This is a genomic window from Kitasatospora sp. NBC_00374 (assembly GCF_041434935.1).
Classification (GTDB): domain Bacteria; phylum Actinomycetota; class Actinomycetes; order Streptomycetales; family Streptomycetaceae; genus Kitasatospora.
Map to the genome: position 1 here is coordinate 1,811,642 of NZ_CP107964.1, position 12,915 is coordinate 1,824,556.

Annotated in this window: 15 protein-coding genes; 6 read left to right on the forward strand and 9 right to left on the reverse strand. The window is 74.7% G+C overall.

Translation table 11 applies throughout. From position 1 onward, the window contains the following. Positions 1-7 precede the first annotated feature (7 nt). Positions 8-151: a DUF6126 family protein gene (locus OG871_RS07985; protein WP_371495402.1), complete on the reverse strand. Its 144-nt coding sequence runs from the start codon at positions 149-151 to the stop codon at positions 8-10. A gap of 178 nt (positions 152-329) precedes the next feature. Between OG871_RS07985 and OG871_RS07990 the strand changes: the two genes are divergently transcribed. Next, on the forward strand, positions 330-1,112 hold the full coding sequence (locus OG871_RS07990) for an SGNH/GDSL hydrolase family protein (protein WP_371495404.1): 783 nt from the start codon (positions 330-332) through the stop codon (positions 1,110-1,112). A 112-nt stretch (positions 1,113-1,224) separates the two neighbouring features. Here the strand turns inward: OG871_RS07990 and OG871_RS07995 are convergent, their stop codons facing one another. Next, positions 1,225-1,635: an organic hydroperoxide resistance protein gene (locus OG871_RS07995; protein ID WP_371495406.1), complete on the reverse strand. Its 411-nt coding sequence runs from the start codon at positions 1,633-1,635 to the stop codon at positions 1,225-1,227. 120 nt (positions 1,636-1,755) lie between these two features. Between OG871_RS07995 and OG871_RS08000 the strand changes: the two genes are divergently transcribed. After that, a complete protein-coding gene (locus tag OG871_RS08000; protein ID WP_371495408.1) occupies positions 1,756-2,226 on the forward strand; it encodes a MarR family winged helix-turn-helix transcriptional regulator in 471 nt (156 codons plus the stop codon). An 84-nt stretch (positions 2,227-2,310) separates the two neighbouring features. On the opposite strand, the gene OG871_RS08005 is transcribed toward OG871_RS08000, so the two are convergent. Then, complete coding sequence (locus OG871_RS08005) at positions 2,311-2,583, reverse strand: DUF2630 family protein (protein WP_371495410.1); 273 nt, start codon at positions 2,581-2,583, stop codon at positions 2,311-2,313. A gap of 165 nt (positions 2,584-2,748) precedes the next feature. On the opposite strand from OG871_RS08005, the gene OG871_RS08010 reads away from it, so the two are divergent. After that, positions 2,749-3,138, forward strand: coding sequence for an SCO5389 family protein (locus tag OG871_RS08010; RefSeq protein ID WP_371495412.1), 390 nt, complete (start codon positions 2,749-2,751; stop codon positions 3,136-3,138). A gap of 16 nt (positions 3,139-3,154) precedes the next feature. Here the strand turns inward: OG871_RS08010 and OG871_RS08015 are convergent, their stop codons facing one another. After that, positions 3,155-3,763: a TIGR03086 family metal-binding protein gene (locus tag OG871_RS08015; RefSeq protein WP_371495414.1), complete on the reverse strand. Its 609-nt coding sequence runs from the start codon at positions 3,761-3,763 to the stop codon at positions 3,155-3,157. A 105-nt stretch (positions 3,764-3,868) separates the two neighbouring features. Here OG871_RS08015 and OG871_RS08020 point away from each other — a divergent pair, with 105 nt between their 5' ends. Further along, positions 3,869-4,813, forward strand: a complete 945-nt coding sequence (locus OG871_RS08020; protein ID WP_371495416.1) for a carbohydrate kinase — start codon at positions 3,869-3,871, stop codon at positions 4,811-4,813. A gap of 169 nt (positions 4,814-4,982) precedes the next feature. On the opposite strand, the gene OG871_RS08025 is transcribed toward OG871_RS08020, so the two are convergent. Further along, a complete protein-coding gene (locus tag OG871_RS08025) occupies positions 4,983-5,549 on the reverse strand; it encodes a DJ-1/PfpI family protein (RefSeq protein WP_371495417.1) in 567 nt (188 codons plus the stop codon). A 153-nt stretch (positions 5,550-5,702) separates the two neighbouring features. Then, on the reverse strand, positions 5,703-6,701 hold the full coding sequence (locus OG871_RS08030; protein ID WP_371495419.1) for a PHP domain-containing protein: 999 nt from the start codon (positions 6,699-6,701) through the stop codon (positions 5,703-5,705). A 169-nt stretch (positions 6,702-6,870) separates the two neighbouring features. Here OG871_RS08030 and OG871_RS08035 point away from each other — a divergent pair, with 169 nt between their 5' ends. Next, positions 6,871-7,785 carry a diiron oxygenase gene (locus OG871_RS08035; RefSeq protein WP_371495421.1) on the forward strand — a complete coding sequence of 305 codons (915 nt, stop codon included), beginning with the start codon at positions 6,871-6,873 and terminating at the stop codon, positions 7,783-7,785. Between the two features lie 18 nt (positions 7,786-7,803). On the opposite strand, the gene OG871_RS08040 is transcribed toward OG871_RS08035, so the two are convergent. After that, entirely contained in the window at positions 7,804-8,604 is an 801-nt protein-coding gene (locus OG871_RS08040) for a VIT1/CCC1 transporter family protein (protein ID WP_371495423.1), read from the reverse strand. A 271-nt stretch (positions 8,605-8,875) separates the two neighbouring features. Here OG871_RS08040 and OG871_RS08045 point away from each other — a divergent pair, with 271 nt between their 5' ends. Further along, positions 8,876-10,387 (forward strand): MFS transporter, encoded by a 1,512-nt coding sequence (locus OG871_RS08045; protein WP_371495425.1) that lies wholly within the window; start codon positions 8,876-8,878, stop codon positions 10,385-10,387. Between the two features lie 46 nt (positions 10,388-10,433). Here OG871_RS08045 and purB read toward each other — a convergent pair whose 3' ends face one another. After that, positions 10,434-11,864: an adenylosuccinate lyase gene (purB, locus tag OG871_RS08050; protein WP_371495427.1), complete on the reverse strand. Its 1,431-nt coding sequence runs from the start codon at positions 11,862-11,864 to the stop codon at positions 10,434-10,436. Between the two features lie 131 nt (positions 11,865-11,995). Further along, positions 11,996-12,913: a DUF2797 domain-containing protein gene (locus tag OG871_RS08055; RefSeq protein WP_371495429.1), complete on the reverse strand. Its 918-nt coding sequence runs from the start codon at positions 12,911-12,913 to the stop codon at positions 11,996-11,998. Positions 12,914-12,915: the final 2 nt, after the last annotated feature.

Consider the following 12,915-nt stretch of genomic DNA (forward strand, 5'->3'; position numbering starts at 1 on the left):
GGAGCGCTCAGCGGTTGCCGAGCGCGAAGAGCACGATCACGAAGCCGGCGAAGAGGTGGGTGCCCGCGATGTAGATCGAGGCCCTGATCATCATGGCCTTGCGCTTGGCCTTCTCGTCGCGGGTGGCGTCGGTCGGGGTGGCGTCGGACATGACGGGACTCCTGCTCGGGGCCGGGGCGCGGCGGCCCGGGAGCGGGCCATGCGGCCTCCCAGCCTACGGCCGCGCCGGCCGCCGCGGCCGCCCGTCCCCGGGCCGTGGCGGAGATCACGCTCCGCCATGCCCCACCTACGGTCGCGTAAGTCACTTCACAAGGTGAACTATCTTCGTCATGGCCGATCACCAGGAGACCCTTGACCTCCGCTCGTACGTCGCCCTCGGCGACTCCTTCACCGAAGGCCTGAACGACCCCGGCCCGGACGGGCAGTTCGCCGGCTGGGCCGACCGGCTCGCCGGGATGCTCGCCGACCAGCACCGGGACGGCGACTTCCGCTACGCCAACCTGGCGGTCCGCGGCCGGCTGCTCGACCAGATCACGGCCGAACAGGTGCCGCAGGTACGGCGGATCCAGCCCGATCTGGTGACCTTCTGCGCCGGCGGCAACGACATCCTGCGCCCGGGCAGCGACCCGGACGAGGTCGCCGAGCGGTTCGAGAGCGCCGTGGTGGAACTCCGGCGCAGCGCCGGCACGGTGCTGGTCTGCACCGGCTTCGACACCCGCGACGTGCCGGTCCTGCGCCACCTGCGGGGCAAGATCGCCACCTACAACGTGCACCTGCGGGCGATCGCCGACCGCAACGGCTGCGTGGTGGCCGATCTCTGGTCGCTGCGCTCGGTGCACGACCGCCGGGCCTGGAGCGACGACCGGCTGCACCTCTCCCCCGAGGGCCACCAGCGGGTCGCCCTGCTCGCGGCCCGCTCGCTCGGGCTGCCGGTCGCCGCGGACCCGGAGGCGCCGTGGCCGGCCGGGCCCGCCCCGACCCCGGCCGAGCAGCGCCGGGAGAACCTGCAGTGGGCCCGCACCTTCCTGCTGCCCTGGGTCGGCCGCCGGATCCGGGGCGAGTCGTCCGGCGACAACGTCGAGGCCAAGCGCCCGGACCTGCTGCCGCTCTGACCGCACCCCGGCCGCCGGTCCGCCCGGCCGCCGGAACGCCGAACGCCCGAGGGCCGTACCACCGTGGTGGTACGGCCCTCGGGCGTTCCGGCACAGCCGGTCGACAGGTCGACTACTCGACGACGAGCTCGACCGGGATGTTGCCGCGGGTGGCCCGGGAGTACGGGCAGACCTCGTGCGCCTGCTTGACGAGCAGCTCGCCCGGCTCGCCGGCCAGCGCGTCCGGCAGCTCGACCCGCAGGGTCACCGCGAGGCCGAAACCGGCGCCGTCCTTGCCGATGGAGACCTCTGCCGTCACCGACACCTCGCTGGTGTCCACCCGCGACTGCCGCCCGACCAGGCCGAGAGCGCTGGCGAAACAGGCCGCGTAGCCGGCCGCGAACAGCTGCTCGGGGTTGGTGCCCTGACCGTTGCCGCCGAGCGCCGGCGGCATCGCCAGCGCCAGGTCCAGCTGGCCGTCGGAGCTGACCGTGCGGCCCTCGCGGCCGTTCGCAGTGGCCACAGCGGTGTAGAGCGCGTCCATTCCGGTTCCCTTCTCGCCTCGGCGGCCCCGATCCCCGGGCTGCCCCATGGCCACAAGTAGAGCACACAACTAAATTGCGCACAACTGAATGGTGCGGAGAGAAGTCGGTACCCTGGAGCCATGACCACGCTCCCCGCACTGCCGGACGAGGAGCTGCTGCGCCTCGACCAGCAGATCTGCTTCTCCCTGCACGCCGCCGCGCGCGCCTTCGGCAGCGTCTACCGGGTCGCCCTCAGGGACCTCGGCCTGACCTACCCCCAGTACCTCGTCATGCTGGTGCTCTGGGAGCACGGCGAGCTGCCGGTCAAGCAGATCGGCGAGCGCCTGCGCCTGGACTCCGGGACCCTCTCCCCGCTGCTGAAGCGCCTGGAGGCGGCCGGCCTGGTCCGCCGCGAGCGCAGCCCCGAGGACGAGCGCTCCGTCACCGTGAGCCTCACCCCGGCCGGGGACGCGCTGCGCGGGCCGGCCCTGGAGGTGCCGCGCCGGATCGGCCGCTCGGCCGGCCTCCCGCTCTCCGACCTCACCGAGCTGCGCGCCCTGCTGGCGCGCGTCACGACCGCCCTCGACGCGGCGGTGCTGGACGAGGCCTGAGCCCGGCCCGGCCCCGACGGCCCGGCCCCCAGCCCCGACGCGGCCGCCGTCCCGGCCGCCGTCGACCCGGACACGGCCGTCGGCTCAGGACTCGTACCGCTCGACCTCCTCGACGCTGCGCACGCTCGCCAGGTTCGGATCCTCCCCGGCCTCCGAGCGGGCCCGCCGCTGACGCAGCAGGTCCCAGCACTGGTCGAGCTGCTGCTCGATGTCGCGCAGCCGCTGCCGCTCGGTCTCGGGGTCGATCCGCCCCTCGGCGAGGAGCGCCCGCAGGTCCCGTTCGGCGGCGACCATCTCCCCGATCCGGTCCAGAATCCGCCGGTCCGCCCCACCCCCCAGGTCCGGTTGCTGTGCCATGCGGCGCCTCCTCGGTTCCGCCTCCAGCCTAGGAACGGCGGCCGTCGGGCGCGACCGCAGCAGGGCACGGACCCGAACGGCCCAGCCCCGGCTTGACAGTTCGTCAGCGGACCAGCAGGATCCCGAAATTGGAAATGACTTTCACTTCTAAGAAGGAGCTGGCGCATGTCCCTCGACGTCTCCCCCACCCTGCTGGCCCAGGCCGAGCGCGACGAGGTCGACGAGACCGCGTTCGTCGACACCGTCCGCACCTCGCTGCCCTACGCGTACCGGCTGATCTCCGACCTCGCCGCCGAACTGCGCGGCGGTGTGGCCGAGTTCGCCGACAACACGACCGCCCCCTCGGAACCGGAGCGCGGCCAGCTGCTGCGCGCGCTGGCCAGTGACGCGATCCGGGGCAGCCTGGAACGGCACTTCGGGGTCCGCCTCGCCTTCCAGAACTGCCACCGGGTGGCGGTCTTCCACCCGGGCGCGGAGCAGGGCGAGACCTACCGGCGGTTCACCTCGGTACGGGCACAGCTGCTCAACCAGTCGCCGGAGTTCCGGGACTGCTGAGCCCGTACCGCGGGGATCACCCCGGCGGCGACCAGCCCGGATCCCGGCCGGCCAGACCGAGCAGCCTGGTCTGCGGGTCGGCGTCCGGGCCGGTCGGCACGGCGGGGGCGAACATCCCGGTCACGGAGAGGTCCCCGTAGCGCTGGACCTCGGCCAGCGCGAAACCGGCGGCCTGCGCGGACATCCGCCCGGCGCCGCCGAGCGCCCGGGCCAGATCCCAGCCGTGCACCACCGCGTCCACCGCCATCTCCCGGCAGTAGCCCAGGCCGTCCCGGTCGGCGTAGGAGAGGTGGACGGTCCGGTCCAGCGCCCCGGGAACGGCGAACGCCGCGCCCGCGGCAGCGGCCGCGGCGGCCCAGGTGCCAGCCGGGTCCGCGCCCAGCACATCGCCGTCGAAGTAGGAACCGACCTGCGCGACCGTCGCACCGGCCAGCATCTCGGGCACCCACAGCTGCTCGGCCGTCAGATGGTTGACCAGGTCGCGGACGGTCCACTCGGAGCACGGCGTGGGCAGCTCCCACTGGCGCCGCAGGACCATGCCGACCAGCCGGTCGAACTCGGCCACGGCCTCGGTGTAGCGGTCCAGCACGTCCCGGTGGGCGTTGCGCTCGTGTTGACATGCCATACCCACACAGTGCCCCCGATGCCCCGTCGCGGCACACCGTGCGGGCCACGGTGGATGATGTGACCCGATCGGAGCCGTCCGGCCGCCGCGACCCGAGGAGCCGCCATGTCCCGCCGCCAGATCACCGTGCTCGGGGAGTGCGTGGCCGACGCCTTCACCGACAGCCGTCGGGGGACGCACGGCGAGCTGGCCCTGCGGGTGCACCCGGGCGGCGGTCCGGCCAACACGGCGGTGGCACTGGCCCGGCTCGGTACCCCCACCCGGTTCCTCGGCCGGCTGTCCGGCGACGTGTTCGGCCGGCTGTTCCGGGCCCACCTCGCGGAGTCGGGAGTGGACCTGACCGGCTGCGTTCCGGCCGCCGAGGCCAGCACCCTGGCCGTCGCCGACCTGGACGTCCGGGGCCGGGCCGACTACTCCTTCCACGCCGAGGGCACCGCGGACTGGCAGTGGACGGCGTCCGAGCTGGCCGCCGAACCCGCGGGCGACCCGGTCTGCGTGCACACCGGCTCCCTCGCCCTGGTCCGGACGCCGGGCGGCCCGGTGGTCGAGGAGCTGCTGGCCCGCGCGGCGGGGCGCGCGACCGTGTCCGTCGACCCCAACGTCCGGCCGCTGCTGGTCGCGCCCGCCGCCTACCGGGAGCGGCTGACGCGCTGGTGCGAGCTGGCGGACGTGCTCCGGCTCAGCGACGACGACCTCGGCCACCTGCTGCCGGGGGCCGCCCCGGAGGAGGCCTGCGACCGCTGGCACGCCGCAGGGGTTCGGCTGGTGGTGGTCACTCTGGGCGCGGCCGGGGCGCTCGTCTCGCTGGACGGCGCGCGGGCCGCGCTGCCCGCGGAGCCCGTCACGGTGGTCGACACCGTCGGCGCGGGCGACGCCTTCACCGCCGGGCTGCTGCACCATCTGGGCGGCCAGGGGCTGCTCGGCGGCCGACTGGACGCCCTGACCCTCGACCGGGCCGTGGAGGCCTGCCGCTTCGCCGGCCGGGTGGCCGCCCTGACCTGCTCGGTGCCGGGCGCCAACCCGCCCCGCGCCGATCTGCTGGCCGACTGAATCGGGGCCCACCCCTTTCTCGGGAACGCCTTCCCCCCGCCCACGGCCCCTCCGGCGCCGCCGTCCCACTCCTGCCCGCGGAGCTCACCGCTGCCGCCGACGACCTGCGGGCCCCCGCCGTCGCGGGCCGCGGGCCCATCCCCGGTGGGGTGGGCCGGCCGCCCGCGGTTCACTCCACCGGCGCCTTGTCCCGCAGCACCTCGACGAAGGCCTTCATCCAGCCCGGGTGGTCCGGCCAGGCCCGGCCGGAGACCAGCACACCGTCGACCACGGCCTCGCCGTCCACGTAGCCCGCCCCGCCGGCCACCACATCGGGCTCCAGCGCCGGGTACGCGGCCGTCCGGCGGCCCGCCAGGGTGCCGCCGACCAGCGAGATCAGGGGGCCGTGGCAGAGCTGCGCGACCGGCTTGTCCAGCTCGAAGAAGTGCCGCACCACCCGCTGCACCTCGGCGTCGTTGCGCAGGTACTCCGGGGCGCGGCCGCCGGGCAGCACCAGGGCGACGTAGTCGGCCGGGTCGACCTCGGCCACCGCCAGGTCGGCCTCCCAGGTGTAACCGGGCTTCTCGGTGTAGGTGTCGAAGCCGTCCACGAAGTCGTGCACCACGAACTGCAGCCGCTTCCTGCTCGGCGCCGCGATGTGGACCTCGTAACCCTCCTCCCGCAGCCGCTGGTAGGGGTAGAACACCTCCAGCGACTCCGCCGCGTCACCGGTCACGATCAGGATCTTGGCTGCCATGCCTGGGATTCCGTCCCTTCCTCTGCCGTACGGGCCGTACCGGCCGTACAGGGTCGACCGCGACACACACTGCCCGCTGACCGGTCGTCGGGCAACGAGGCGCACGGCGCACAACACCGGCGCTCTGCACCCGATCCCGCGCGCCCCCCGGGCCTACCCGCGCTCGCCCGCCCAGGCCAGCAGTCGCTCCACCGGCCAGGTGGTGACGATCCGTTCGGCGTCCAGCCCGGCCGCGGCGGCCCGGGCGCAGCCGTACGCCTGCCAGTCCAGCTGGCCGGGTGCGTGGGCGTCGGTGTCGATCGAGAACAGGCAGCCCGCCTCGGCCGCCAGGGCGATCAGCCGGGCGGGCGGATCGCGGCGCTCGGGACGGCAGTTGATCTCGACGGCCGTCCCGGACTCCGCGCAGGCGGCGAAGACGGCCTCGGCGTCGAAGGTGGACTCCGGGCGGGTCCTGCCGGCGATCAGCCGCCCGGTGCAGTGGCCCAGGACGTCGACCCGCGGGTTGCGGACGGCGGCGAGCAGGCGACGGGTCATCGCCGCCCGGTCCATCCGGAGTTTGGAGTGGACCGAGGCGACCACCACGTCCAGCTCCGCCAGCAGCTCCGGCTCCTGGTCGAGCGAGCCGTCGTCGAGGATGTCGCACTCGATCCCGGTGAGCAGCCGGAACGGCGCCAGGCCGGCGCCGGCCCCGGCGACCTGCGCCAGCTGCTGCCGCAGGCGTTCGGGGCTGAGGCCGCGGGCGACCTTGAGCCGGGGCGAGTGGTCGGTGAGCACCGCCCACTCGTGCCCGAGATCCCGTGCGGTGCGGGCCATCAGACCGATCGGACTGCCGCCGTCGGACCAGTCGGAGTGCAGATGGCAGTCGCCGCGCTGGGCCGCGAGCAGTTCCTCGCCGCCCTCGGCGAGCGGCCCGGCCCGCTGCTCCAGCTCGGCCAGGTAGTCGGGGGTGCGGCCGGTCGAGGCCTGGGCGATCACCTCGGCGGTGACCGGGCCGATGCCGGGCACCCGGGCGGCCCGCGCGGCGTCCAGCGGTCCGGTCGGGAGGGCGGCGGCGGCCTCGGCCGCGGTACGGAAGGCCTTCACCCGGTACGGCGAGGCCAGCTCCCGTTCGAGCAGGAAGGCGATCCGTTCGAGTGCGGTGACCGGGTCCATACCGCCAGTCTGGCCCGTCGTCACCGGGCGGCGCTCGGCGAGGGATCCGACCGAGAGATCCGACACAGAACCCTTGTTGACACCGTGTATAACTGCTTCACTCCTTGGCATGGCCGCACGCGGGACCGTCCGGCCTCCCCCTGTCCCTGCCCGCCACCGGAGCCGACCGATGCGTGACGCCTCCACCGCCGCCCGCCCGCAGGACCGCGAGCAGAACGCCGAACGGCTGCTGCGCGCCTCCGCCAAGCACTCCTACGACCCGCTGACCGCGATCGACTGGGACGCCCCGGTGGACCCGGAGCAGTTCGCCCTCCCCGCGCACCGGGTCTCGCTCCACGGCACCCCGATGTGGCACGCGCTCGGCCCGCGGCAGCGCGCCCGCCTCAGCGTCGACCAGTTCGCCAGCGCCACCTCCGCCGGCATCTGGTTCGAGCTGATCCTGATGGAGGGGCTGGTCCGGCACGTCTACGCGAGCGATCTGACCACCCGGCACGCCCAGTACGCGCTCACCGAGGTCGCCGACGAGTGCCGGCACTCCACCATGTTCGCCCGCTACATCAGCACCGTCGGCTACCCGTCCGCGCGGCCCAGCCGCCGCGCCCAGCGGCTGGGCCGGCTGCACTTCCTCCTGAACGACACCGCGATGACCTTCGCCGGCGCGATATTCGTCGAGGAGTTCGCCGACGCGATGCAGCGCGAGATGATCCGCGACGAAGGCCTCCAGCCGCTGGCCCGCGCGGTCGCCCGGATCCACGTGATCGAGGAGGCCCGGCACATCGGCTACGCCAAACCGGAGCTGGAGCGGCGCTGGGCCCGGATGAGCGCGCCCCGCCGGGCGGTGTTCCGGCGGGCCCTCGCCGTGCTGGCGCAGCAGTCGGTGGCGGAGATCGTCCACCCGCGGGTGTACGCGCGGGCCGGGCTGGACCCGGTCGCGGCTCAGCGGGCGGCCCACCTCAACCCGTACTGGCGCGACGCCCGGGTCGACTGGGCGCGCAAGGCCGTCGGGTTCTTCACCGAGCTCGGCATCATCGACCGCAGCGTGGAGCCGATGTGGCGCCGCGCGGCGCTGCTCGCACCCCGCTGACCGGGCGGGCAGGGGCCGCTACAGCACGGCCGACCCGGCCAGCCTGCCCAGGCCGAACGTCACCGCGGAGGCGACCGCCACGATCAGCAGCTGGCGCACCGCCGTCCAGGCCGCGTGCCGCCCCGACCCGTAGCCCAGCGCACCGCCCACCACGAGCGAGGCGAGGGCGGTCAGCACGGTCGAGGCGGCCACCGCCGCGCCGCCCCCGGTGAAGAACCAGGGCAGCAGCGGCACCAGGGCACCGAGCGCGAACAGCAGCAGCGAACTGACCGCCGCCACCATCGGCGAACCGGCGTCCCGGGCGCTGACCCCGTACAGGATCCGCAGGCTGGTGCTCCGCGAACCGCGCCCCGCCGACACCACGCTGCGGCTCGCCCGCACCGCGGTCTCCGGGTCCAGGCCCCGGGCCCGCATGGTGCCGCTCAGATGGGCCAGGACCACCGGCGGGGAGCGCCGCCAGGCCCGCTGCAGCGCGTCCTCCATGCCCCGGGCCACCTCCACCTGGCTGCGTACCGAGACCCACTCACCGGCCGCCATCGACAGCGCGCCCGCGACCAGGCTGGCCAGCCCGGACAGCCGCACCGTCCCGGCGTCCACGGAGGCCCCCGCCACCCCGAGGACCATGCACAGATTGGTGACCAGCCCGTCGTTGACCCCGAGCACCGCGGCCCTGATCCCGCCCCCGGCCACCCGGTCGGCGGTGCGGCCGATCGCCGACAGCTCGTCCTCGGCGGCCCGGTCCTCGGCGTCGCTGCGCTCGGACGGGTCCCAGTGCGGCGCGAGCACCGCCCAGTCGGGGCCGGTCGCGGGTGACGACATGTCAGCACCTCCTCGTCGGCCAGGCTAGGGCCCGGCCGGCCGATCGTGACGGATCAGCGCGCGCCGGGCGGGTACCCGCGACCACCCGCGCGGCACAGCCGTCGACGGTCGGGCGATCTCGATCGGCACCGGTGCGATCGGGCCGGGAGCGGTCGGCGCGGGTTCGGTCGGCGCGGGGTGTCGGTCACCGGACCACTGGTGCCCGGCCGGTCCGTGGTCCCGCCGCGCAGGTCCGGGTGCGCCCGTCCGGCGGCGGGCGGACGATCGGGAGGTGGACACACAGGGCGCCGCAGGCGACATCCGGCTCGGGACGGCGCGGGGCCGGTGGGTGGTGCTGGCCACCGTGCTCGGCTCGGGCATGGCGATGCTCGACGGCACGGTCGTCAACGTCGCCCTCCCCCGGATCGGCACCGACCTCAACGCCTCGCTGGCGGCCCTGCAGTGGACGGTCAACGCCTACCTGCTCACCCTGGCCGCGCTGATCCTGCTGGGCGGATCGCTCGGCGACCGCTACGGGCGGCGCCGGGTCTTCCTGATCGGGGTCTGCTGGTTCGCCGCGGCCTCGGCGCTGTGCGCGGCGGCCCCGAACATCGAGGTGCTGATCTTCGCCCGCGCCCTGCAGGGCGTCGGCGGTGCGCTGCTCACCCCGGGCTCGCTGGCCATGCTGCAGGCGGTGTTCCATCCGGACGACCGGGCCGGTGCGGTGGGCGCCTGGTCGGGGCTGGGCGGCGTGGCCGCCGCCGTCGGCCCGTTCCTCGGCGGGTGGCTGGTGGACGGGCCGGGCTGGCGGTGGATCTTCCTGCTGAACGTGCCGCTGGCCGCCGTGGTGGTCCTGGTGACGGCCCGCCACGTGCCGGAGACCCGGGACCCGGCGGACCCGGGCCACTTCGACGTCCTCGGTGCGACGCTGGCCGCGCTGTCGCTGGCCGGGGTGACCTACGCCCTCACCGAGGGGCTCCGGGGGTGGTCGCTGGTCGCCGGGGTCGTGGGGGTCCTGCTCGGTGTCGCCTTCGTGTTCGCGGAACGGCGGAGCGGCAACCCGATGCTCCCGCTGGACCTCTTCGCCTCCCGCCAGTTCACCTCCGTCAACCTGGTGACCCTCTGCGTGTACGCGGCGTTCAGCGGCGTCTTCCTGCTGCTGACCGTCCAGCTGCAGACGGTCTCCGGGTTCAGCCCGCTGGCCGCCGGGGTGGCACTGGTCCCGATCACCGTACTGATGCTGGCGCTGTCCAGCCGGGCGGGCCGTCTGGGGAAGGAGATCGGGCCCCGGCTGCCGCTCTTCCTGGGGCCGATGATCTGCGCCGCGGGGGTGCTCCTGATGCTGCGGATCGGGCCGGACGCCTCGTACTGGACGGACGTGCTGCCGGCCGTGACGGTGCTCGGAGCCGGGATGACGCTGCTGGTCGCCCCGCTGACGGCGACCGTGCTGGCGGCGGTCGACGTCCGGCGCGCGGGCATCGCCAGCGGGGTGAACAACGCCGCCGCGCGGGCGGCCGGGCTGTTCGCGGTGGCGGCGCTGCCGGCCCTCTCCGGGCTCAGCGGTGAGGCGTACCAGGTGCCGGCGGAGGTCGACGACGCCTTCGGCACCGCGATGCTGATCTGCGCCGGGCTGCTCGCGGCGGGCGGGTTGCTGGCGCTCGCCACCGTACGGAGCGACGCGCTCCAGCCGGACCGGCCGGTCGCCGAGCCGGACTGCGACTGGTACTGCGGGACGACCACGCCGCCGATCGGCCCCGGGCGCGGAGCTGCCGCCACCGAGCCCGACGGCCCCGCTCCGGGATGAGCGGGGCCGTGCGGGTGGAGCACCGACCGAGGTCGGATGACAGCTGTCAGAGAATGTCGCCCGGGGCGTACTTCGCGGCCTCCGGATAGGCGTCGGCCACGGCCTGCACCCGCCGCACCACCTCGGCCACCTGCGCGCCCGCCGCGCCGGTGAACGAGAGCCGGTCCGCCAGCAGCGCGTCCAGCGCGGCCCGGTCCAGCGGGATCCGCTCGTCCGCGCCCAGCCGGTCGAGCAGCGCGTTCTCCCGGGCACCCTCGCGCATCGCGAGCGCGGAGGCGACCGCGTGCTCCTTGATGACCTCGTGCGCGACCTCCCGGCCGACCCCGGCGCGCACCGCGCCCATCAGCACCTTGGTGGTGGCGAGGAACGGCAGGTAGCGGTCCAGCTCGGCCTCGATCACGGCCGGGAAGGCGCCGAACTCGTCCAGTACGGTCAGGAAGGTCTCCAGCAGGCCGTCGAAGGCGAAGAAGGCGTCCGGCAGGGCCACCCGGCGCACGACCGAGCAGGAGACGTCGCCCTCGTTCCACTGGTCGCCGCCCAGCTCGGCGGTCATCGACGCGTAGCCGCGCAGGATGACGGCGAGCCCGTTGACGCGCTCGCAGGAGCGGGTGTTCATCTTGTGCGGCATGGCCGAGGAACCGACCTGGCCGGCCTTGAAGCCCTCGGTGACCAGCTCGTGGCCGGCCATCAGGCGGATGGTCTTGGCCAGGCTGGACGGCGCGGCGGCGAGCTGGACGAGGGCGGTGAGCACCTCGAAGTCCAGCGAGCGCGGGTAGACCTGGCCGACGCTGGTGAGCACGTTGGCGAAGCCGAGGTGGCCGGCGACCCGCCGCTCCAGCTCGGCCAGCTTGTCGGCGTCGCCGCCGAGCAGGTCGAGCATGTCCTGCGCGGTGCCGACCGGGCCCTTGATCCCGCGCAGCGGGTAGCGGGCGAGCAGCTCCTCCAGCCGGTGGAAGGCGACCAGCAGCTCGTCCGCGACGGTCGCGAAACGCTTGCCGAGGGTGGTCGCCTGTGCGGCGACGTTGTGCGAGCGGCCGGCCATGACCAGCTCGCCGTGCTCGGCGGAGAGCCGGCCGAGACGGACCAGGACGGCGACCGTGCGGTCCCGGACGTGCTCCAGCGACTGCCGGATCTGCAGCTGCTCGACGTTCTCGGTGAGGTCCCGCGAGGTCATGCCCTTGTGGATCTGCTCGTGCCCGGCGAGCTCGCTGAACTCCTCGATCCGGGCCTTCACATCGTGGCGGGTGATCCGCTCACGGGCGGCGATCGACTCCAGGTCGACCTGGTCGACGACCCGCTCGTAGTCGGCGACGGCGGTGGCCGGGACCTCGATGCCGAGGTCCTGCTGGGCCTTCAGGACGGCGAGCCACAGGTGGCGCTCGAGGACCACCTTGTGCTCGGGGGACCACAGCTGGGCCAGGGTCGCCGAAGCGTACCGGGAGGCCAGGACATTGGGGATCTGGGGCTTCGCGCTCACGCTTCGCAAGCCTAACAGTCGAGGTCACACCACCCGACGGCGGTACACGGGCAACCCGCCGGACGGCGCGCCGCCACACCCGCCCGGGCGGGCGCCCTCGGGCGGACGGTCTACCGGAAGCCTGACGGCCGTCAGAACAGCGCGTCCTGCGCGCCCGGTTCGGACGGCCGGACGCAGTCCCGCAGGCCGAGCCCCGAGCAGCCCCGGACGTCGTCCGCGGCCGCCAGCCCCCACCCGGCGAGCAACCTGGTGTCCAGCAGGAGCGGCTGGTCCTGGGGGTGCCCGTCCGCGCCCTGCGGATCGATGAACAGATGGCTGCCGATCGCCGGCCGCACCGTCCCCACCAGCGTGGCGCCGGGGCTGAGCGCGGTGACCTTCCGGTAGGCGGCCGGCGCGCCCTCGGCCAGCCCGAACAGCCCCACCTGGTCCACCACCGGGCTGTCGGGCAGCAGCTCGATCCCGTGCCCGGCCAGCAGCCGCAGCACCTCCCGACGGCAGGCGAGCAGCTCCGCACGCCGGTCGGCGACCTCGGCCAGCCCCCACCAGGCGGCGGCCTTCACGGAGCTGCGGACGCGTTCCCTGGCCAGCCCGGCCTGGGCGACGGTCAGCTCGGCCCGTCGGACGGCCGGGAGCCGTCCCCGGCCGACGAAGGTGAACACCGGGGCGGCCTGGTCGAGCAGCCGCGCGATGCCGCGGTGCTCGCCGGTCAGACCGACCTTGAGCAGCCCCGCGCCGAACCAGGCGAGGTAGAGCCGGTAGGGACGGCCGTCGTCGAGGATCTGGTCGCGGGCGAGGGCGAGCCCGGGGTCGGCCCGCTGGCAGGTCTCGCACTGGCTGCTGCCGCCCTGCGGCGCGACCTGTTCCCGGTACGGGCACCGCCGGTGCCCGCGCGAGCTCCGGACGCCGGTGCACCGGCGCGGTCCGGACACCCGCCAGCCGATCCGCAGCCCGGCGGTGATCTCCCGCGCGTGCTCCCGCTGCCAGTCGGTGGCGCCCAGTCGCGGGACGCCGTCGTGCCAGCCCAGGCCGGTGACCGTCCAGTCAGCCATCG

Bases quoted from the DNA above. Each gene is read 5' to 3' on its own strand.
- OG871_RS07985 (WP_371495402.1), bottom strand. From the start codon at position 151: ATGTCCGACGCCACCCCGACCGACGCCACCCGCGACGAGAAGGCCAAG.
- OG871_RS07990 (WP_371495404.1), top strand. From the start codon at position 330: ATGGCCGATCACCAGGAGACCCTTGACCTCCGCTCGTACGTCGCCCTC.
- OG871_RS07995 (WP_371495406.1), bottom strand. From the start codon at position 1,635: ATGGACGCGCTCTACACCGCTGTGGCCACTGCGAACGGCCGCGAGGGC.
- OG871_RS08000 (WP_371495408.1), top strand. From the start codon at position 1,756: ATGACCACGCTCCCCGCACTGCCGGACGAGGAGCTGCTGCGCCTCGAC.
- OG871_RS08005 (WP_371495410.1), bottom strand. From the start codon at position 2,583: ATGGCACAGCAACCGGACCTGGGGGGTGGGGCGGACCGGCGGATTCTG.
- OG871_RS08010 (WP_371495412.1), top strand. From the start codon at position 2,749: ATGTCCCTCGACGTCTCCCCCACCCTGCTGGCCCAGGCCGAGCGCGAC.
- OG871_RS08015 (WP_371495414.1), bottom strand. From the start codon at position 3,763: ATGGCATGTCAACACGAGCGCAACGCCCACCGGGACGTGCTGGACCGC.
- OG871_RS08020 (WP_371495416.1), top strand. From the start codon at position 3,869: ATGTCCCGCCGCCAGATCACCGTGCTCGGGGAGTGCGTGGCCGACGCC.
- OG871_RS08025 (WP_371495417.1), bottom strand. From the start codon at position 5,549: ATGGCAGCCAAGATCCTGATCGTGACCGGTGACGCGGCGGAGTCGCTG.
- OG871_RS08030 (WP_371495419.1), bottom strand. From the start codon at position 6,701: ATGGACCCGGTCACCGCACTCGAACGGATCGCCTTCCTGCTCGAACGG.
- OG871_RS08035 (WP_371495421.1), top strand. From the start codon at position 6,871: ATGCGTGACGCCTCCACCGCCGCCCGCCCGCAGGACCGCGAGCAGAAC.
- OG871_RS08040 (WP_371495423.1), bottom strand. From the start codon at position 8,604: ATGTCGTCACCCGCGACCGGCCCCGACTGGGCGGTGCTCGCGCCGCAC.
- OG871_RS08055 (WP_371495429.1), bottom strand. From the start codon at position 12,913: ATGGCTGACTGGACGGTCACCGGCCTGGGCTGGCACGACGGCGTCCCG.